The sequence below is a fragment of the Enterococcus sp. DIV0086 genome, from assembly GCF_050498705.1.
GTDB classification, from domain to species: Bacteria; Bacillota; Bacilli; order Lactobacillales; family Enterococcaceae; genus Enterococcus; species Enterococcus faecalis.
Genome location: NZ_JBNIDN010000001.1, coordinates 1,258,788 through 1,278,492, shown reverse-complemented (window position 1 = coordinate 1,278,492; position 19,705 = coordinate 1,258,788). Strand labels below are relative to the sequence as shown.

20 protein-coding genes are annotated in these 19,705 nt (G+C 38.0%); 19 read left to right on the top strand and 1 reads right to left on the bottom strand.

Annotated features, from left to right (window positions below; all coding sequences use genetic code 11):
* The first annotated feature begins 118 nt into the window (after nt 1–118).
* From IGI63_RS06150 to IGI63_RS06075, 16 genes are all read left to right on the top strand, one after another.
* The gene (locus tag IGI63_RS06150; RefSeq protein ID WP_002389815.1) at nt 119–892 is read left to right on the top strand and encodes an alpha/beta hydrolase; all 774 of its coding nucleotides are present in this window, start codon (nt 119–121) and stop codon (nt 890–892) included.
* Nucleotides 892–3,261 carry a ribonuclease R gene (gene rnr / locus IGI63_RS06145; protein WP_429975521.1) on the top strand — a complete coding sequence of 790 codons (2,370 nt, stop codon included), beginning with the start codon at nt 892–894 and terminating at the stop codon, nt 3,259–3,261. The genes IGI63_RS06150 and rnr overlap by 1 nt, the downstream gene beginning before the upstream one ends.
* Nucleotides 3,262–3,273: 12 nt before the next feature.
* A complete protein-coding gene (gene smpB, locus IGI63_RS06140; protein ID WP_002356550.1) occupies nt 3,274–3,738 on the top strand; it encodes an SsrA-binding protein SmpB in 465 nt (154 codons plus the stop codon).
* Nucleotides 3,739–4,040: 302 nt separating this feature from the next.
* The gene (atpB, locus tag IGI63_RS06135) at nt 4,041–4,760 is read left to right on the top strand and encodes a F0F1 ATP synthase subunit A (protein WP_002356551.1); all 720 of its coding nucleotides are present in this window, start codon (nt 4,041–4,043) and stop codon (nt 4,758–4,760) included.
* A gap of 48 nt (nt 4,761–4,808) precedes the next feature.
* Nucleotides 4,809–5,030, top strand: coding sequence for an ATP synthase F0 subunit C (gene atpE / locus IGI63_RS06130; protein WP_002356552.1), 222 nt, complete (start codon nt 4,809–4,811; stop codon nt 5,028–5,030).
* Between the two features lie 137 nt (nt 5,031–5,167).
* Complete coding sequence (atpF, locus tag IGI63_RS06125; RefSeq protein ID WP_002365031.1) at nt 5,168–5,698, top strand: F0F1 ATP synthase subunit B; 531 nt, start codon at nt 5,168–5,170, stop codon at nt 5,696–5,698.
* Nucleotides 5,685–6,227 carry an ATP synthase F1 subunit delta gene (gene atpH, locus IGI63_RS06120; RefSeq protein ID WP_429975520.1) on the top strand — a complete coding sequence of 181 codons (543 nt, stop codon included), beginning with the start codon at nt 5,685–5,687 and terminating at the stop codon, nt 6,225–6,227. Before atpF ends, atpH begins: the two co-directional genes overlap by 14 nt.
* Before the next feature lie 28 nt (nt 6,228–6,255).
* Nucleotides 6,256–7,812: a F0F1 ATP synthase subunit alpha gene (atpA, locus tag IGI63_RS06115; RefSeq protein ID WP_002356555.1), complete on the top strand. Its 1,557-nt coding sequence runs from the start codon at nt 6,256–6,258 to the stop codon at nt 7,810–7,812.
* Between the two features lie 15 nt (nt 7,813–7,827).
* Nucleotides 7,828–8,736: a F0F1 ATP synthase subunit gamma gene (locus IGI63_RS06110; RefSeq protein WP_002359606.1), complete on the top strand. Its 909-nt coding sequence runs from the start codon at nt 7,828–7,830 to the stop codon at nt 8,734–8,736.
* 73 nt (nt 8,737–8,809) lie between these two features.
* Entirely contained in the window at nt 8,810–10,216 is a 1,407-nt protein-coding gene (gene atpD, locus IGI63_RS06105; protein WP_002356558.1) for a F0F1 ATP synthase subunit beta, read from the top strand.
* A 16-nt stretch (nt 10,217–10,232) separates the two neighbouring features.
* Nucleotides 10,233–10,652, top strand: a complete 420-nt coding sequence (locus tag IGI63_RS06100; RefSeq protein WP_002356559.1) for a F0F1 ATP synthase subunit epsilon — start codon at nt 10,233–10,235, stop codon at nt 10,650–10,652.
* A gap of 188 nt (nt 10,653–10,840) precedes the next feature.
* A complete protein-coding gene (locus IGI63_RS06095; protein ID WP_002356560.1) occupies nt 10,841–11,077 on the top strand; it encodes a DUF1146 family protein in 237 nt (78 codons plus the stop codon).
* A 102-nt stretch (nt 11,078–11,179) separates the two neighbouring features.
* Nucleotides 11,180–12,481: a UDP-N-acetylglucosamine 1-carboxyvinyltransferase gene (gene murA / locus IGI63_RS06090; protein WP_429975519.1), complete on the top strand. Its 1,302-nt coding sequence runs from the start codon at nt 11,180–11,182 to the stop codon at nt 12,479–12,481.
* 13 nt (nt 12,482–12,494) lie between these two features.
* Nucleotides 12,495–12,671 carry a DNA-directed RNA polymerase subunit beta gene (locus tag IGI63_RS06085; protein ID WP_002356564.1) on the top strand — a complete coding sequence of 59 codons (177 nt, stop codon included), beginning with the start codon at nt 12,495–12,497 and terminating at the stop codon, nt 12,669–12,671.
* 127 nt (nt 12,672–12,798) lie between these two features.
* Nucleotides 12,799–13,167 (top strand): PTS glucitol/sorbitol transporter subunit IIA, encoded by a 369-nt coding sequence (locus IGI63_RS06080; protein ID WP_002356567.1) that lies wholly within the window; start codon nt 12,799–12,801, stop codon nt 13,165–13,167.
* 4 nt (nt 13,168–13,171) lie between these two features.
* A complete protein-coding gene (locus tag IGI63_RS06075) occupies nt 13,172–14,341 on the top strand; it encodes an AI-2E family transporter (protein ID WP_429975518.1) in 1,170 nt (389 codons plus the stop codon).
* A 61-nt stretch (nt 14,342–14,402) separates the two neighbouring features.
* On the opposite strand, the gene IGI63_RS06070 is transcribed toward IGI63_RS06075, so the two are convergent.
* Nucleotides 14,403–15,029 (bottom strand): FMN-dependent NADH-azoreductase, encoded by a 627-nt coding sequence (locus IGI63_RS06070; RefSeq protein WP_002367152.1) that lies wholly within the window; start codon nt 15,027–15,029, stop codon nt 14,403–14,405.
* Between the two features lie 301 nt (nt 15,030–15,330).
* Here IGI63_RS06070 and licT point away from each other — a divergent pair, with 301 nt between their 5' ends.
* From licT to IGI63_RS06055, 3 genes are all read left to right on the top strand, one after another.
* Complete coding sequence (licT, locus tag IGI63_RS06065; protein ID WP_002359608.1) at nt 15,331–16,173, top strand: BglG family transcription antiterminator LicT; 843 nt, start codon at nt 15,331–15,333, stop codon at nt 16,171–16,173.
* 162 nt (nt 16,174–16,335) lie between these two features.
* Nucleotides 16,336–18,216 carry a beta-glucoside-specific PTS transporter subunit IIABC gene (locus IGI63_RS06060; protein WP_002381495.1) on the top strand — a complete coding sequence of 627 codons (1,881 nt, stop codon included), beginning with the start codon at nt 16,336–16,338 and terminating at the stop codon, nt 18,214–18,216.
* 24 nt (nt 18,217–18,240) lie between these two features.
* Nucleotides 18,241–19,686 carry a glycoside hydrolase family 1 protein gene (locus IGI63_RS06055; RefSeq protein WP_429975517.1) on the top strand — a complete coding sequence of 482 codons (1,446 nt, stop codon included), beginning with the start codon at nt 18,241–18,243 and terminating at the stop codon, nt 19,684–19,686.
* The last annotated feature ends 19 nt before the right edge of the window (nt 19,687–19,705 follow it).

The following is a 19,705-nucleotide window of genomic DNA, read 5'->3' as shown; positions in this document are numbered from 1 at the left end:
TAGAACAGAGAGATGAGTGCGGACACTTATTTTTCTGTTCTTTTTCTTTCTGAAAAAGTCTTTGAAACTTATCATTTCGGAAGGTTTTCTTTTGAGAATATGATAGAATGAAGCTGAGGTGAGCGAAGTGGCAAAAAAAATCAATTTACCGAAGCCATTATTTTCAGAAAAAGGAAAACGGGCGGTCCTTTTATTACACGCTTATTCTGGCAGCAGTAATGATGTACGGATGTTAAGCAGACGTTTAGAAAAAGAAAATTATACTGTCTATTCGCCTAATTTTTCAGGACATGGCACGCTAGTTCCTGAAGATATTTTAGATCAAACAACGGAACAATGGTGGCAAGATACACAAGAAGCAGTCGCTTTTTTGAGAGAAAGAGGTTACCAAGAAATTGCCATTTTTGGTTTATCAATGGGCGGGATTTTCAGTATGCATGCATTAACGGAACAATTAACAGGATTAATTGGTGGTGGATTTTTCTGTTCACCGATCTACCCTGTCGCAAATAAAGTCCCAGAAAATTTTGTATTATACGCAGAAAACGTGATGAAAATCGCAGAAGTTCCTGCAGAGGAACAACAAAGCCGGTTGCAATCGATTGAGCAACGAGTCAAACAACAATTAGGAGCGATTGAAACGATTGCTAGTCAGACGGCTGACAAACTAAACAAAATCCACGCACCTCTTTTCTTAGCGCAAGCTGGCAAAGATGAAATGATTGAGCCAATGGGCGTCTATCAAACGGCCCAAGCGCTAACACAAGCACGTGTGACCTTACAATGGTACCCAAACAGCGGACATGTCATTACGGTGAGTGGAGAACACAAACAATTAGAGCAAGATGTGGTGCAATTTTTAGCAACACTACCTTGGAATGAGGAGAAATAATGACAAAACAAACAATTAAAGAGCAAATTTTACATTTCATGGAAAGCCAAAAAAAGAAAAGCTTTTCAATGGAAGAAATTGCACAAGGTTTGAATTTAGAAAAAAGTTCAGATTTTAAAATTTTAGTGCAAACCATTGCACAAATGGAACGAGAAAAGTCAGTTAGTTTCCACAAAAAAGGCAAAGTCCTGTTACCAATGAAAGACTTATTAATAGAAGGAACGTTTCGTGCAAATGAACGAGGCTTTGGTTTCGTGACCATCGATCCTGAAGAACCAGATGTTTATATTCCGAAAGAGGCAACGAACTTTGCAATGGATGGAGATACGGTTTTAATTGACGTGATCCAACATGCGGATCCTTTTTCAGATCGCGGCGCAGAAGGTAAAGTCAAAGAAATTAAAGAGCGAGCAGTGAGCCAAGTTGTCGGAGAATTTGTGGCATATAGTGAAGAAGAAATGGCAGAAATGGGACTGTATGGCTACATGATTCCCAAAGATAAGAAATTGAATCAGTATACTGTATCAATTGCACCTGAAGGGATTAAGCCAGTAGATGGTAGCATTGTCATTGCTGAAATTACCTATTATCCAGATCAAGAATATCCAACGAGTATGGAAGGACTAGTCAAACAAGTGATTGGTCATAAAAATGATCCAGGAATGGATATTTTATCAATCGTGGTGTCTCATGGAATTCCCACAGCATTTCCTGATGAAGTTTTGGCTGAAGCGGACCAAGTACCAGAAACTATTGCAGAAAGCGATTTAGTCGGTCGTCGGGATTTACGTGATCAGTTGATTGTGACGATTGATGGAGAAGATGCGAAAGATTTAGATGATGCAGTAACGGTACAAAAGTTAGCAAATGGCAATTTCTTTTTAGGGGTGCATATTGCAGATGTTTCTTATTATGTAACTGAAGGAAGCCAATTGGATATGGAAGCGTATGAACGTGGTACAAGTGTCTATTTGACAGACCGAGTTGTGCCAATGATTCCGCAGCGATTATCAAATGGGATTTGTTCGCTAAACCCACATGTTCCACGTTTAACCATGAGTTGTGAGATGGAAATTACACCAGAAGGAGAAGTTATTTCGCATGAAATTTTCCAAAGTGTAATCCAAACAACGGAGCGAATGACCTATACAGCAGTCAATGAAATTTTAGAAGAGCAAAAACCTGAAACGTTAGAACGCTACAAAGAACTAGTTCCCATGTTTAAAGAGATGGGCGAGCTGCACCATATATTAGAAGAGATGCGTATGCGCCGTGGTGCGATTTCTTTTGAAGATCGTGAAGCCAAAGTCCTAGTTGATGAAAATGGTCATCCCCAAGATATTCTTTTACGCACGCGTGGTGTGGGTGAACGATTAATTGAATCCTTTATGTTGGCAGCGAATGAAACTGTGGCGCGTCATTATCATGACTTAAAACTGCCATTTATTTATCGGATTCATGAACAACCAAAAGAAGAAAAAATGCAACGTTTCTTTGATTTCGCTGCAGTACTTGGCATTCTTGTTAAAGGAACAAAAGAAAACATTTCACCGAAAGATTTACAAAAAGTTTTAGAGCAAGTTGAAAATAAGCCGGAAGAAGTGGTTATCAATACGATGTTGCTAAGAAGTATGCAACAAGCGAAATACTCAGAAGACAACTACGGACACTATGGGTTGGCTGCTGAATATTATACGCATTTCACTTCACCAATACGTCGTTATCCAGATTTAATTGTGCATCGTTTGATTCGTAGCTATAGCCAAGATCAATCTGAAAAAAATCAAGAAAAATGGAACGAAGCATTACCAGAAATTGCCAACCATAGTTCAAGTATGGAACGTCGCGCAGTTGATGCAGAGCGTGAAGTGGACGCCATGAAGAAAGCCGAATTTATGGTAGATAAAGTGGGAGAAACGTATGACGGGATTATCAGCTCAGTCACAAAATTTGGTATCTTTGTGGAACTGCCTAATACAATAGAAGGCTTGATTCACGTGAACAACTTAAAACAAGATTATTTCCACTTTATTGAAAATCATATGGCGTTAGTTGGTGAACGGACGGGAATGACTTTGAAAATTGGTCAGAAAGTTCAAATCCGTGTTGAAAAAGCTGATCCAGAAACAAGAGAAGTTGATTTTGAATTGATTTCAGCTGAGGAAGTCGCGCCAGTCGAAGGACCAAAAGGACGTAAAAAAGGTAAAGCCAATTCTTCAACTCGTTCAAATAATCAACGAAGAAATAAAAAAGATGAATCATTTGATGGTAAGAAAAAGAAAAATAAGAAAAAAGGCAAAGGCAAAAAACAACCTTTTTATAAAGAAGCAATGAAACAAAAAAATAAAAAAGGGAAAAAGAAGAAGTAGAGGAGGTCGCTTATGCCAAAAGGGGAAGGAAAATTAATCGCACAAAACCGCAAAGCTAGACATGATTATTCAATTATCGATACGGTTGAAGCTGGGCTTGTTTTACAAGGAACAGAAATCAAATCTATTCGAAATGGTCGTATCAATTTAAAAGATGGTTTTGCGCGAATTCGAAACGGAGAAGCCTTTTTGTATAACGTTCATATTAGTCCATATGAACAGGGCAATATTTTTAATCATGACCCATTACGTACCAGAAAATTATTATTACACAAAAAACAAATTAATAAGTTAATCGGCGAAACCAAAAATACAGGTATCACATTAGTACCTTTGAAGGTCTATATTAAAGACGGCTATGCCAAAGTTTTGATTGGTTTAGCTAAAGGGAAAAAGCAGTACGACAAGCGTGAAGACTTGAAACGTAAGGAAGTTGACCGACAAATCAGCCGAACATTAAAAAATAACCGACGTTAAAAATGTAAATTTATTCTTTTTCGCATATTTGCTTGCCTTTCTTCGGATTAGGTGTAAAATCTGGTAAGTGTTGAGTAAATGAATGTAAATGATTCATTTTTTAATCGCTTCGGAAAGCAGTACCACCCTGCATTAGATTGGTTTATGGAAAAGGTTTTCCAACCAATTTTCAACACATGAAATTTTAAAAGTAAACTATTTGTAAATTATCAACAAGTGGTGGTACGATAGCTTTGCCAGGGATTATCACTCAGGAGTAGGATGAAACTTCTGAAAGATTGTTGGAAAAGAGGTGAATTGATTTGGAAGAGAAGAAATTACTCTTCAATATCGGACCAATTTGGTTTGATGGAACCATTGTTTTGATGGTGCTGTTGACGTGTATCATTGTTTTCGCCTTTGTCTATGCTTGTACGAGAAATATGAAGCTACGACCTAAGGGCAAACAAACGGTCATCGAATGGTTAGTGGATTTTATTCGTGGAATCATTACAGACAATTTACCTCGTAAAGAAGTGAGCAATTTTCATTTAATGGCGTTTACCCTGTTCATGTTTGTACTTGTTTCAAACATCTTGGGTCTCGTTACAAAAATCGTTGTGGGCGACGATCTCAGCGTTTGGAAAAGTCCAACCGCCGATCCAATCGTAACCTTAACGTTAGCGATGATGATGATTGTCTTAACACACTTCTTTGGTATGAAACGCTTTGGTTTTAAAGGCTATCTAGTTAATAGTTATTTAAGACCCGTTGGTTTCTTACTACCGGTAAAATTAATGGAAGAATTCACGAATCTATTAACATTAGGCTTGCGTTTGTACGGAAACATTTTTGCCGGCGAAGTTCTATTGGGCTTGATTGCTGGAACCGTAGCAAGCGTTGGATTATGGGTTATCCCACTAGCAATTCCGCTAGAAATGATTTGGGTAGCATTCTCAATCTTTATTGGATGTATCCAAGCGTTTATCTTTGTGACACTTTCAATGGTTTATATGTCACACAAAATTGAAACAGAAGAATAATCAAGAAATACGAAGGACAAAAATTATCTTTTAGGAGGATTTTACACAATGGAAGGATTAAATTTTATCGCAGCAGCAATTGCAATTTTCGGTTCAGCTATCGGAGCCGCTATCGGTAACGGACAAGTTATTTCAAAAACAATCGAGTCAATGACTCGTCAACCAGAAATGTCTGGTCAATTAAGAACAACAATGTTTATCGGGGTCGCTTTAATCGAAGCTGTGCCAATTTTAGGTGTCGTTGTTTCTTTATTACTTTTATTCAGATAAGCAATAAAATGGAGGCAGGACGCTGATTATTATCGGGACCGTCACTGCTTTCTTCTATCTTTAGCCTTTTCAATAGCTGGTGATAAAGCAGTTGAAGAAGCTAAATCGATTTTTGCAGGAAAGGAAGTTGAGACTTCATGCTACTTACTACATTGGTAGTCGGTGAAACGGCTCCTAGTACCACACTAGGCACGATGATTGTTGTCAGTGGTGCATTTTTAATCTTGATGCTCTTATTAAAGAAATATGCATGGGGAGCAATCGTAGATATTTTGACACAACGTGAAGAAAAAATTGCCAACGATTTAGACTCTGCAGAACAATCTCGCGTAGCAGCAGCGAAAATGGAAAAAGAACGTCAACAACAATTACTTTCTTCCAGATCAGAAGCAGCTGAAATTATTAAAAACGCGAAAGAAAGTGGAGAACAGACTCGCCAAAAAACATTAAAAGAAACAACTGCGGAAGTTACTCGCTTACGCGAAAAAGCTCGGACAGATATTTCTCAAGAACGTGAAGAAGCATTGTCTTCAGTAAAAAATGAAGTGGCAGATCTTTCTCTTCAAATTGCAGCCAAAATTTTAAATAAAGAATTAACACCAGATGCACATGAAGCATTGATTGATTCTTATATTGAAAGTTTAGGTAAAGCAAATGAAACTAGATAAATATACAGTTGGTAAACGCTACGGCAAGGCTTTGTTTGAGTTGGCAGTTGAAAAGAACCAAGCTGAAGCAATTTATCAAGAATTATTGACGCTTCGCGAAGTCTATCACCAAGTACCTGGTATTGGCGATATTTTAAGTGATGATCGCTTAGAACCTTATGAAAAAGACAGCATCATGGAAAAACTAGTAACAGGTTTTAGTGAAATGATGCAAAACTTTTTGCGAGTGGTTTACGAATATCGTCGCATGTACGATCTGCTCTTGATGATTGATGAATATGAACGACGTTATGATGAGCGCCAAGGACTAATTTTGGGTTCAGTGACAACAGCCATTCCTTTATCAAAAGAACAACATCAAGCAATGGAAGAAAAAGCTGCCCAATTATTAGGGTATGAACAAGCGCATTTAGTCAATTTAATTGACCCGTCAATTGTCGGCGGAGTGGTTATTGAAGCAAACCATCAAGTAATCGATGGCAGCATCCGCAAACAATTAGAACATATGCAGCAGAAGTTATTAAAATAATCTTTAGGACTACAAAGAGGTGAATTGAATGGCTATCAAAGCAGAAGAAATCAGTGCCTTGATTAAAGAACAAATCGAAAACTATCAACAACAGCTTGCTGTTGAAGAAGTTGGAACAGTCACTTACGTCGGTGACGGAATTGCCCGCGCCCACGGTTTAGAAAATGCCATGAGTGGAGAACTTGTTGAGTTTTCAAACGGTTCATACGGAATGGCACAAAACTTAGAAACAAATGATGTAGGGATTATTATCCTTGGCGATTTTGAAACCATTCGTGAAGGAGATAAAGTACAACGCACAGGCAAAATCATGGAAGTACCCGTTGGGGAAGCTTTGATTGGCCGTGTTGTTAATCCATTAGGTCAACCATTAGATGGTTTAGGCGAAATTAAAACAGACAAAACACGTCCTGTGGAAGCAACAGCTCCCGGTGTTATGCAACGTCAATCTGTTGCTGAACCAATGCAAACTGGTTTAAAAGCCATTGATGCCCTCGTACCAATTGGTCGTGGACAACGGGAATTAGTTATTGGAGACCGTAAAACAGGGAAAACATCGATTGCAATTGATACAATTATTAACCAAAAAGGACAAGATGTAATTTGTATTTATGTAGCGATTGGTCAAAAAGAATCTACTGTTCGTAACCAAGTAGAAACACTTCGTAAATTTGGTGCCTTAGATTATACAATCGTTGTGACTGCAGGGGCTTCACAACCAGCACCATTACTTTACATTGCACCATATGCAGGAACTGCAATGGGTGAAGAATTCATGTATAACGGCAAACATGTCTTAATTATTTTTGATGACTTATCAAAACAAGCCGTGGCTTATCGTGAACTTTCTCTACTATTACGCCGTCCACCAGGTCGTGAAGCTTATCCAGGGGATGTCTTCTATTTACACTCACGTTTATTAGAACGTGCAGCTAAATTAAGTGATGAATTAGGTGGCGGTTCAATGACAGCCTTACCATTCGTTGAAACACAAGCAGGCGATATTTCTGCTTATATTCCAACAAACGTTATTTCAATCACTGATGGACAAATTTTCTTAGAAAGCGACTTGTTCTATGCAGGCACTCGTCCAGCCGTTGATGCTGGGTTATCTGTTTCTCGTGTCGGAGGATCAGCGCAAATCAAAGCAATGAAAAAAGTTGCCGGAACGCTTCGTTTAGACTTAGCTAGTTACCGTGAGTTAGAAGCCTTTACACAATTTGGCTCTGATTTAGATGCGGCAACACAAGCTAAATTAAACCGTGGTCGTCGTACGGTAGAAATTTTAAAACAAAAACTACATGCGCCACTGCCTGTAGAAAAACAAGTCTTAATTTTATATGCGTTAACACACGGCTTTTTAGATAGCGTGAGCGTAGATAAAATTTTACACTTTGAACAAGATTTATTCGATTATTTTGATGGCAAACATGCAGACTTATTGGAAACCATTCGTACTACGAAAGACTTACCAGATACTGATGCATTAGATGCAGCGATTACAGAGTTTTCTGAAATGTTTGCAGCGGCAAACAATAGCGGAGATTCAGCCAAAGAAGCTTTAGAAAAAATCGATAACGCATAAGAGAGGTGAGCGACATTGGGTGCTTCATTAAACGAAATCAAACAACGCATTGCATCAACAAAAAAGACAAGCCAAATTACCAAAGCGATGCAAATGGTTTCTGCAGCCAAATTGACCAAGTCAGAAGGCGCCTCTAAAAGCTTTCAAGAATATTCTTCAAAAATTCGTAGTGTCGTTACGCATTTAGTAGCTGCTCAGTTAAGTGAATTACGTGAAACAGAACAATCTTCTCTTAGTGAAGGGAACTATCATGTGATGTTAGCACAACGACCTGTTAAAAAAACAGGCTATATCGTTATCACTTCTGACAAAGGGTTAGTTGGTGGCTACAATAGCTCAATCTTAAAACAAACCATGAGTATGATTCAAGAAGACCACGATTCTAATAAAGAATATGCCTTAATCGCCATTGGTGGTACAGGGGCGGATTTCTTTAAAGCACGCGGAATCGATGTTTCCTATGAGCTCAGAGGCTTAACGGATCAACCAACGTTTGAAGAAGTCCGTAAGATTGTGACAACGGCAACGACTATGTACCAAAACGAAGTGTTTGATGAATTGTATGTTTGTTATAATCACCACGTTAACTCACTAACGAGTCAGTTTCGTGTGGAAAAAATGTTGCCAATTACTGATTTAGATCCATCAGAGGCGACCTCTTACGAACAAGAATATCTTTTAGAGCCTTCACCTGAAGCAATCTTGGATCAATTATTACCACAATATGCAGAAAGCTTAATTTATGGGGCGATCATTGATGCGAAAACAGCAGAACATGCTGCTGGGATGACCGCCATGAAAACAGCCACTGACAATGCGCAAAATATTATTAGCGATTTAACAATTTCTTATAACCGTGCTCGTCAAGGGGCGATTACCCAAGAAATTACAGAAATTGTTGCTGGTGCAGCTGCACTAGAATAATCTAGTCTTACGTTTGAACGTTTATAAAAACGTTCAAAGCGTGTGACTTTATGAAGACTGGAGGAAAGAAATTATGAGTTCAGGAAAGATTGTTCAAGTAATCGGTCCCGTTGTTGACGTGGAATTTTCATTAGATCAATCCTTACCCGATATTAACAACGCTTTAGTCGTTTATAAAAATGGCGAAGCAAAACAAAAAGTAGTACTTGAAGTCGCTTTAGAACTAGGTGATGGAGTGATTCGTTCTATCGCCATGGAATCGACAGATGGTTTACAACGTGGAATGGAAGTTATCGATACAGGAAAATCAATTTCAGTTCCTGTTGGTAAAGATACATTGGGTCGTGTGTTTAATGTTTTAGGAGACACAATTGACTTAGAAGCGCCATTCCCTGCAGATGCTGAACGTAGTGGGATTCATAAAAAAGCGCCAGCATTTGATGAATTAAGTACCAGTAATGAAATTTTAGAAACAGGGATTAAAGTTATTGATTTATTAGCACCTTATCTAAAAGGTGGTAAAGTCGGACTTTTCGGTGGTGCCGGTGTTGGTAAAACCGTCTTAATTCAAGAATTAATTCATAATATTGCCCAAGAACATGGAGGGATTTCCGTCTTTACTGGTGTTGGTGAACGGACACGTGAAGGGAACGACCTGTACTATGAAATGAAAGATTCAGGCGTTATTGAAAAAACAGCCATGGTTTTTGGTCAAATGAACGAACCACCAGGTGCACGGATGCGTGTGGCTTTAACTGGGTTAACGATTGCTGAATATTTCCGTGATGTGGAAGGACAAGACGTGCTATTATTTATTGATAACATTTTCCGTTTCACACAAGCCGGTTCAGAAGTTTCTGCCCTTTTAGGTCGGATGCCGTCAGCCGTTGGTTACCAACCAACCTTAGCGACTGAAATGGGACAATTACAAGAACGGATTACTTCAACGAAAAAAGGATCAATTACCTCTATTCAAGCAATCTATGTTCCAGCCGATGACTATACCGATCCAGCGCCAGCAACAGCGTTTGCTCATTTGGATGCAACAACTAACTTGGAACGTAAATTAACCGAACAAGGGATTTATCCAGCGGTAGATCCGTTAGCTTCATCTTCTAGTGCCTTGGCTCCTGAAATTGTTGGAGAAGAACACTACGAAGTGGCTACCGAAGTGCAACATATTTTACAACGTTACCGTGAATTACAAGATATCATCGCTATTTTAGGGATGGACGAATTATCAGATGACGAAAAAGTACTTGTTGGTCGCGCACGCCGTGTTCAATTCTTCTTATCTCAAAACTTTAACGTTGCTGAACAATTTACAGGTCAACCTGGTTCTTATGTACCAGTTGCGGAAACAGTTCGTGGCTTTAAAGAAATTCTTGAAGGTAAACATGATAATCTGCCAGAAGAAGCCTTCCGTAGTGTCGGTAAAATTGAAGATGCCATCGAAAAAGCGAAACAATTAAACTACTAGAAAGGCGGCAAACACAATGGATAGTCTTACTGTGAATGTAGTAACGCCTAATGGTCTAGTTTATGACCACCATGCAAAAATCGTTGTGGCGAAAACAACAGATGGTGAAATTGGTATTTTACCAAAACATGCGCCAATCATCGTTCCGCTAGCGATTGATGAAGTCCGCATCAAACGGACCGATTCAGATACACATGTTGACTGGGTAGCTGTAAATGGTGGTATCATGGAAGTCCGTGATAATGTCGTTTCTATTATTGCCGATAGTGCCGAACGTGAACGAGATATCGATGTACCTCGTGCTGAACGAGCAAAACAACGAGCAGAACGTTTAATTGAAGAAGCCAAAGCAAAAGATGACCGCGATCAACTACGTCGTGCGACTGTTGCTTTGCATCGTGCAATCAACCGGATCAATGTATCGAAACATGGGTAAAAAAGGCTGAAGGATTCAGTCACTTTTGTAGAGTTTAAGGCGCTTGCTATTGAGTCAGGTGCCTTAAACTCTATTTCTTCGTATTTTTTAATAAATAGTGTCAAATTTTGGCATTTCAAGTGGATTAATTATCGGTTTTTATTATTTTGTGATAAAATGTTCCTACGTTAGAAAAAAGGAGGCTCCTTATGCAATACTATGGAGTAGATGCTATTGTTCGAATCGTTAGTCATCTTATGTTCATTTACATAAGTTTTTGGGCGTTGCAATCATTGCGTATTGAGCAATTTTTCAAAACCCAATTTACACCGCAAATTAGAATGCTGATGGTATTTTTCGCCATCGCTATCGGATACACAGTTAGCTCGTTTGCTTTAGAATTGATTGCGCTTTGTCGAAATCTTTTCATTGTGTATTTTCCTTAAAAATTGAAAAATAAAAAAAGGTACAATTTTTAGTTGAATAATGGTATAATAGTAAAGATTTTGAATAGGAATACCTATTCTCATTTTTTTGGGGGGAACAAAATGGAACAAATTATTGTTCATGGTGGTAATACAAAATTACAAGGAACTGTAAAAATTGAAGGCGCCAAAAACGCTGTTTTACCAATTTTAGCAGCTACTCTTTTAGCTGAAGAAGGCGTTACTACTTTAAAAAATGTACCAATTTTATCTGATGTATTTACAATGAATCAAGTAATTAAGCATTTGAATGTAGCCATTGATTTTGATGAAGACGCGAATGAAGTAACAATAGACGCAACACAACCTTTAGGGATCGAAGCAAACTATGAGTACGTTAGTAAAATGCGTGCTTCTATCGTTGTAATGGGACCTTTATTGGCTCGTAATGGTCATGCCAAAGTGGCAATGCCAGGTGGCTGTGCCATTGGCAAACGACCAATTGATTTACACTTAAAAGGCTTCCAAGCATTAGGTGCAAAAATCATCCAAAAAAATGGTTATATTGAAGCAATTGCGGATGAACTAATCGGTAACACTATTTACTTAGACTTCCCAAGTGTCGGCGCTACGCAAAATATTATGATGGCTGCTGTTCGTGCGAAAGGAACAACCATCATTGAAAACGTTGCTCGTGAACCTGAAATCGTTGACTTAGCAAACATTTTAAACAAAATGGGTGCCAATGTTATCGGTGCTGGGACAGAAACGATGCGTATCGAAGGCGTCGATAAATTACATGCCGTAGAGCATTCAATCGTTCAAGATCGAATTGAAGCAGGTACGTTCATGGTAGCTGCAGCAATGACTGAGGGCAATGTTTTAATTGAAGAAGCAATTTCTGAACATAATCGTCCGCTAATTTCTAAATTAACTGAAATGGGTGCAATCATTGAAGAAGAAGAAAATGGCATCCGTGTAATTGGACCAAAACATCTAAAACCAACAGATGTTAAGACAATGCCGCATCCTGGTTTCCCAACAGACATGCAAGCACAAATGACAGCGATCCAAATGTTTGCTGAAGGAACAAGCATCGTGACAGAAACAGTCTTTGAAAATCGTTACCAACACTTAGAGGAAATGCGTCGAATGAACGCTGACTTAAAAATTGACGGCAACATTGCCGTTATTAATGGTGGCAACGAGTTACAAGGAGCAGCAGTGGAAGCCACTGATTTACGGGCAGCTGCCGCATTGATTTTAGTAGGGTTACGTGCAAATGGCATTACACGTGTCTCTAATTTGAAATATTTAGATCGTGGCTATTATGAGTTCCATAAAAAACTTCAAAAATTAGGCGCGAACGTTGAACGTGTCAATGATGAAAAAATTGAAGAAAAACAAGCAACGACAGTAATCTAAAGGAGTCAAACGTATGAGTTCATTTCGTTATATTTTAGTAACATTATTGAAAATTCTAGTGGTCATTTCGTTAGTCATTATCTTATTTGTTGTGGGAACAATGATTGGTTATGGTTTGATTGGAAATGGGAATCCAATGGATGTCTTTGATGAAAAAATTTGGACTCATATTATGAACTTCTTTAAATAAAAACTTATTTTAAGGCGGTGAACAAAAGTCAATTGACGATTGTTCACCGCCTTTTCTTTTTCCTGAATATCTATTTTATTCTATGCTATAATAATAGAAGTAAGATAATGAAGGAGTGGGATGGAAGATGCAAGCAACCGTAACAGAAATAGGCAAACATGCAATCGATGATTCAGAAAAAATGATTATTCTTTTTGGAGAAACTGCTACCGATACCTTGAAGCAACATGCAGTTATTCAATCATTCCCAGAAAAAGACCAAGTTACCTTGGCAGAAGGAGATCATCTGAAAATTGGCGATACAAACTATACAATCACAAAAGTGGGTTCTTTTGCCAATAGTAACTTGCAAAGTATCGCTCACAGCACTTTAATCTTTGCTGATGCACCAACCGATGAGGATGATGTTATCCGAAATGGTGTTTATTTAACGCCCCATCAGTTACCAAAGATAACCATTGGAACAACAATTGATTATTTAGTAAATGGAGCGTGAATCAATGGATAAAAAACAAACGACTGATAAACGCCTGTCTTGGTTTTGGCGTTGGTTTTTAAATAATCAAGTAGTAACAGCCTTACTGATTGTCTTATTGGTGCTGTTAATTATTCTAACTTTTACGAAAGTTTCTTATTTATTTAAGCCCGTCTGGCAGTTTTTTGGCGTTGTCGGCTTACCAGTAATTATGGCGGGGATTTTATATTATTTATTAAATCCGATTGTCGATTATTTAGAGAAAAAACAAATCTCGCGTGTCTGGAGTATTATCGGCCTATTTATTTTAATTGTGGCACTACTCATTTGGGGTGGTATTGTAATCGTTCCTAAAATTCGTGAGCAATCTGTCAGCTTTGTGAATCATTTTCCTCAATATATTGATACAATTGATCAAAAATCGCAGGAAATATTAAGTGATCCACTTTTTGCGCAATTTAGAGAACAACTTGAAGCGGCAGGCGATAAAGTTGTCAGTTCGTTAGGTACCATCATTAAAAACGTCTCAACGTTCACAGTACAAGGAATTGGTAATTTCTTTGGGGCGGTGGCTACGATCTTTGTCGCCATCATTACGATGCCGTTTATTCTATTTTATTTACTGAAAGATGGCAAAAACTTAGCGCCATATTTAATGAAGTTTTTACCAGTGAAGATGCGTAAACCAACCTTAAAAGTTCTTGCAGAAGTCAATGATCAAGTCTCTTCTTATATTAGAGGACAGTTAACTGTCGCTTTCGCAGTGGCAATTATGTTTATGATTGGTTTTTCTGTCATTGGCTTAGATTATGCAGTCACTTTAGGTATTGCAGCAGGCTTTTTAAATTTAATCCCTTATTTAGGGTCATTTTTAGCCATGATTCCAGCAGTCTTTTTAGGAATTGTCAGTGGGCCAGCTTTGTTAATTAAAGTCTTGATTGTTTTTGCCATTGAGCAAACGGTCGAAGGTCGGTTTATTTCACCACTTGTCCTAGGCAGTCAGTTATCCATTCATCCAGTCACCATTTTGGTTGTTTTATTAACGTCTGGTAAACTATTTGGGATTGTCGGGGTGATTTTAGGAATTCCTGTTTATGACGCAGCTAAGGTGATAATTACACACATTTTTGAGTGGTACCAAATCGTTTCCGGTTTGTATGATGAAGATAAGCCAGATCAACAAGAATCTACGTAACAAAAGAGACAAGCAGTGAACGAACTGCTTGTCTCTTTTTGATGTAAATCACTCGGAAAATTTAGAATGTTTTACCGTATTCAGTTGCTTTGGTCATGGCAGTATTTAAAAGTTCTTCCGCGCGATCAGGGAAATGATCGATTCCTTCGATGAATAATCCGTCGACTTGATCAACGCCAATAAAGTTTAGAATCGCTTTAATGTATTGAGAAGCAAAATCTTTTCCTTCGTAGAAGCCGCCATTTGATTGGATGTGTAAGGCTTTTTTACCACTTGTTAGAGGTTTTGGTCCTTCTGCAGTATATTGGAATGTTTTTCCAGCAACGTTGATTGTATCTACCCAAGCTTTTAAGCGTGTCGGTACGTTTAAGTTCCACATTGGATTAGCAATTACTACTTTGTCGGCAGATAAAAATTGATCAGTTAATTCATTAAAACGAGCCACTTTTTGTTGTTGGTTTTCGCTTAATGTTTCAAATGCTGCGCCAGCGCGAAGTGCACCCCAAGCAGATAATAATTCTTCATCGATTTCCGGCATGTTTGTTTCTGGTGCATAAACATCTAAAATTTCGATTTCGTCTGATGGATTTGTTTCACGGTATGAAGCTAAAAATGTTTCTAACGCACGAACTGAGCGTGATTCTTCTTTTGTTAATGGATGTGCTTTAACAACTAATAATTTTGACATTGTGTAATCTCCTTAAAATAAATAGTTTAAAAATTCAACATCTCTATTTTACTAATAAAAAGTAAGAGAAAGCAAGTCTTTTTTTTACTTTTAGTAAACTTTTTTTTAAAATGGATCAACAGAGTAAAAAATAAATAAAAATATTTTTTTGGAAAGGCTTGCATATTAAAAAAAAGCATGCTATTATTACTTTGTAAATAAGGATTGTTACTGCTTTGCAGGCAAAACCAGAGTCTTCCATTAACACAATCAGTGGAGGGATTCTGGGCTTTTTTTATAAAAAAGTGAGGTTGCATTCATCATGAGGATTGAAAAAGTTTTAAATAATAATGTCGTGCTTTCAAGAAATGAGCAAGGCGAAGAAATTGTTTATATGGGACGCGGCTTAGCCTTTCAAAAGAAGATTGGAGACACGATCAATCCAGATTATGTTGAAAAGGAATTCGTGTTAAAGGACTCCGCTATGGCAGGGCAATTCCAGCAGCTGTTTGAAGACGTCCCCACCAAAGAAGTAGAAGTCGTCAAACAAATCGTTGATTTAGCAGAAACAACGCTAGCTATTGAGCTTTCATCAAATATTTATTTAACTTTAACGGATCATATTCACTATGCGTTACTTCGAGCCAAAGAAGGAATTGATATTCCGAATCCTCTTGTATTCGAAACACGCAAATTTTATCCTAAAGAATTTGAAATCGCAAAGCAAGCATTAGCGATTATTGCTGAAAAGCTAGGGGTTCAATTTTCAGAAAATGAAGCGGGTTTCATTGCTTTTCATATTGTGAATGCTGAACAAGGAAATGGCAATATGGAAGTTACCATGGAAGCAACCAAGATGGTTCGTGATATTTTAACGATTATTAGTCGCTACTTTGGACAGGTGTTTGATGAAGATTCATTGAACTATCAACGAATTGTTACACATCTTCAATATTTTGCGCAACGTTATTTAAAACAAGAAGCGCATGATGAGGAGGACGAATTTCTTTTTGCATTGGTCCAAGGAAAGTATCCTAAGGCGTTTCAAGCGGTCCAACGTATTAATGAGTATTTATTAAAAAGCTATGATCGACCAATTGATCAAGCGGAAATGATTTATTTAACCATTCATATCCAAAGAGTGGTCAATGATAAAAAAGCATAACAACCAATAATCGCGGATTGTTACTGATAATGCAGGCAAAACCTAGATTGAAAAAACCGATAACGATTTTCGCAGACTGCGCAGCTGTGAAGAGAAGGATCTGGCTCTTTTTCAATGTAGGTTTTTTTGATATTAAAAATTAATGGAAATGAGGATCTAGAGATGAGTAAAAATCAAGAAATTGCAGCACGTGTGTTAAAAGCTGTTGGGGGCGAAGGCAACGTTAATAGTGTTGTTCACTGTGCTACACGCTTACGTTTTAAATTAAAAGATGAGAATAAAGCAGATACAGCTGCATTGAATGCTGACCCAGATGTTATTCAGGTAGTTCAAAGTGCAGGACAATATCAAGTGGTTATTGGCAGTCACGTTAGTGATGTCTATAAGGATTTGATGGCTAACAGTGGACTAGGTAATGATTCTGATAATAGAGAAAAAGAAAGTGGCGGAAATATCTTTAACCGTTTAATTGATATTATTTCTTCTATTTTTACACCGTTTTTAGGTGCAATGGCCGGCGCTGGGGTTCTAAAAGGCTTCTTAACATTGGCTGTAACTATGGGCTGGTTAGCTGACACTTCAGGCGTATATCTTGTTCTCTTTTCGATTGCAGATGGTTTATTTACTTTCTTACCAATTATGTTAGCGTTTACGGCTGCTAAAAAATTCAATACTAATCCCTTTTTAGCGGTTGCTTTGGCGATGGCCTTAGTTCATCCCAGCATTACTGCTTTAGCAGGCAAAACAATTAGCTTTGCTGGTCTTCCAGTGATTATTGGGCCAAGTGGCTATACTTCTTCGGTTTTACCAATTATTTTGGCTGTTTTTGCACAAAGTTATGTAGAACATTTCTTCAAAAAAGTAATTCCGAGTTTTCTACAAATTATCTGCGTTCCGTTAGCTGTTTTCCTTATTATGGCACCTGTTACCTTCTTAGCTATTGGTCCTATCGGGACGGTCATCGGCGATTGGTTGGGACAAGGATACAACGCAATTTACGCTTTTAGTCCAATTATCGCAGGGTTATTAATGGGTTCGTTGTGGCAAGTCTTGGTAATGTTTGGTATGCATTGGGGCTTTGTACCAATTATGATGTTAAACTTAACACAAGGTGGCGATACGATGGTACCAATGTTATTACCAGCCGTTATTGCACAAGGCGGGGCTGCTTTAGCTGTCTTTTTCCTAACAAAAAATGTGAAACTAAAAGGTTTGGCTTTGTCTTCAAGTATTACGACTATTTTTGGAATTACTGAACCAACTGTATATGGCGTGACTTTACCATTGAAAAAACCATTTATTGCAGCTTGTATTGGTGGCGGTATCGGTGGTGCATTTGTGGCTATGAATCACGTGAAAAACTTTACGTTTGGCTTGGTTAGTATGTTGAGCTTGCCTGGCTTTATTCCTGCAGAGACAAAAGATACTGCACCGATGATTACTGGTGCAATTGGTGCCGGAATTGCCTTTATCATTGCGTTTGTCTTAACGTTTGTCTTACGTTTTGAAGATCAACCTAATCCAGAAACAGCAACTGAAAAAACAGAAACTGATAAGATGGTGGCACCTGTAAAAACGAATCAAGAAGATAAAATTATTTTAGCAAGTCCACTTCAAGGTGAAATTTTACCGCTAGAAAAAGTACAAGACCCTGTTTTTGCTTCAGGTGCTTTAGGAAAAGGTGTTGCAATTGAGCCGACTGAAGGCAAACTGTATGCACCCGCAGATGGTGAAATCACCACATTATTTCCGACAGGACATGCTGTTGGCTTGACGACAACAGAGGGCGTTGAATTATTAATGCATATTGGCATGGATACGGTCGAATTAGATGGTAAAGGCTTTGAATTATCAGTGAAACAAGGTGATTCTGTTAAAAAAGGAGATTTGCTGGTTACTTTTGATATTGCTGCCATTAAAGAAGCTGGTTATCCAGTAGTTACACCGATTGTGGTAACGAATACGAATGATTATTTAGATGTTTTGGATATGAACCAAACAGACGTGTTACATGGTGAAGACTTTTTAGCCATTATTAAATAAAAGACAATTGGAGGAGGAACAAGTATGACAACAACGACAAAATTTCCAAAAGGATTTTTATGGGGCGGTGCGACCGCAGCCAATCAATTAGAAGGGGCTTACTTAGCCGATGGTAAAGGTTTATCTGTGGCAGATGCGATGCCGGGAGGAAAACAACGTTTCGCTATTTTAGGAGATGAAGCGTTTGATTGGACGATTGACGAAACGAAATATCGCTACCCTAATCATACAGGAATTGATCACTATGATCGCTTTAAAGAGGACATTGCGTTGTTTGCTAAAATGGGCTTCAAATGTTATCGCTTTTCAATTGCGTGGTCGCGTATTTTTCCAAAAGGAGATGAAACACAACCGAATGAAGCCGGCTTGAAATTTTATGATGCGGTTATCGATGAATGCTTAAACTATAACATTGAACCAGTAATTACGATTTCTCATTATGAAATGCCACTGCATTTAGCGAAAGAATACGGCGGGTGGAAAAATCGCCAATTAGTTGACTTTTATGAACGTTTTGCGGAAACTGTTTTAACACGTTACCACCAAAAAGTTAACTATTGGATGACATTCAATGAAATTAATTCAGCGTTCCATTTCCCAGCACTTAGTCAAGGATTGGTGAAAAGCAATGGAGCCAATGATTATCAAAACATTTTCCAAGCATGGCATAATCAATTTGTTGCAAGTAGTAAAGCTGTAAAAATTGGCCATGAATTAAATCCAGAATTACAAATTGGATGTATGATTATTTATGCAACAACGTATGGCATTGATTCGAATCCAGTCAATCAAGTTGCTACAATGATTGAAAACCAAGAGTTTAATTATTATTGTACAGATGTTCAAGTTCGTGGTGAATATCCAGCATACGCAGAACGCATGTATCAAAAATATGCTGTGAAAGACTTAGTTATTGAAGAAGGAGATTTAGAATTATTAAAAGAATACCCAGTGGATTACATTGGCTTTAGTTATTATATGTCGACTGCTGTCGATGTTACTGGTACTACCAACGATACAGCAAATGGGAATCTTTTAGGCGGCGTTAAAAATCCCTTCTTAGAAGCAAGTGAATGGGGTTGGCAAATTGATCCCGAAGGCTTACGAATTGCCCTAAATGAATTATATAATCGTTATCAAAAACCTTTATTTATTGTGGAAAACGGCTTAGGTGCAATTGATAAAGTAGACGAAAATTTCTATGTGGAAGATGACTATCGGATTGATTATTTACGTCGTCATATTGAAGCAATGGCAGAAGCAGTTGCAGACGGCGTCGATTTAATGGGCTATACGCCGTGGGGCTGTATTGATTTAGTCAGTGCTTCCACAGGTGAAATGAGTAAACGGTATGGGTTTATTTACGTTGATTTAGACGATGAAGGAAATGGTACTAAAAACCGTTATGAAAAAAAATCGTTTAATTGGTACAAACAAGTTATCGAAACTAATGGACAAAACTTAGGCTAGTTATTGTAATTAAACAAAA

Coding starts and splice junctions, on each gene's coding strand:
- rnr (WP_429975521.1), top strand. CDS start 892: ATGACAAAACAAACAATTAAAGAGCAAATTTTACATTTCATGGAAAGC.
- smpB (WP_002356550.1), top strand. CDS start 3,274: ATGCCAAAAGGGGAAGGAAAATTAATCGCACAAAACCGCAAAGCTAGA.
- atpE (WP_002356552.1), top strand. CDS start 4,809: ATGGAAGGATTAAATTTTATCGCAGCAGCAATTGCAATTTTCGGTTCA.
- atpF (WP_002365031.1), top strand. CDS start 5,168: ATGCTACTTACTACATTGGTAGTCGGTGAAACGGCTCCTAGTACCACA.
- atpH (WP_429975520.1), top strand. CDS start 5,685: ATGAAACTAGATAAATATACAGTTGGTAAACGCTACGGCAAGGCTTTG.
- atpA (WP_002356555.1), top strand. CDS start 6,256: ATGGCTATCAAAGCAGAAGAAATCAGTGCCTTGATTAAAGAACAAATC.
- atpD (WP_002356558.1), top strand. CDS start 8,810: ATGAGTTCAGGAAAGATTGTTCAAGTAATCGGTCCCGTTGTTGACGTG.
- IGI63_RS06100 (WP_002356559.1), top strand. CDS start 10,233: ATGGATAGTCTTACTGTGAATGTAGTAACGCCTAATGGTCTAGTTTAT.
- IGI63_RS06095 (WP_002356560.1), top strand. CDS start 10,841: ATGCAATACTATGGAGTAGATGCTATTGTTCGAATCGTTAGTCATCTT.
- murA (WP_429975519.1), top strand. CDS start 11,180: ATGGAACAAATTATTGTTCATGGTGGTAATACAAAATTACAAGGAACT.
- IGI63_RS06085 (WP_002356564.1), top strand. CDS start 12,495: ATGAGTTCATTTCGTTATATTTTAGTAACATTATTGAAAATTCTAGTG.
- IGI63_RS06080 (WP_002356567.1), top strand. CDS start 12,799: ATGCAAGCAACCGTAACAGAAATAGGCAAACATGCAATCGATGATTCA.
- IGI63_RS06075 (WP_429975518.1), top strand. CDS start 13,172: ATGGATAAAAAACAAACGACTGATAAACGCCTGTCTTGGTTTTGGCGT.
- IGI63_RS06070 (WP_002367152.1), bottom strand. CDS start 15,029: ATGTCAAAATTATTAGTTGTTAAAGCACATCCATTAACAAAAGAAGAA.
- licT (WP_002359608.1), top strand. CDS start 15,331: ATGAGGATTGAAAAAGTTTTAAATAATAATGTCGTGCTTTCAAGAAAT.
- IGI63_RS06060 (WP_002381495.1), top strand. CDS start 16,336: ATGAGTAAAAATCAAGAAATTGCAGCACGTGTGTTAAAAGCTGTTGGG.
- IGI63_RS06055 (WP_429975517.1), top strand. CDS start 18,241: ATGACAACAACGACAAAATTTCCAAAAGGATTTTTATGGGGCGGTGCG.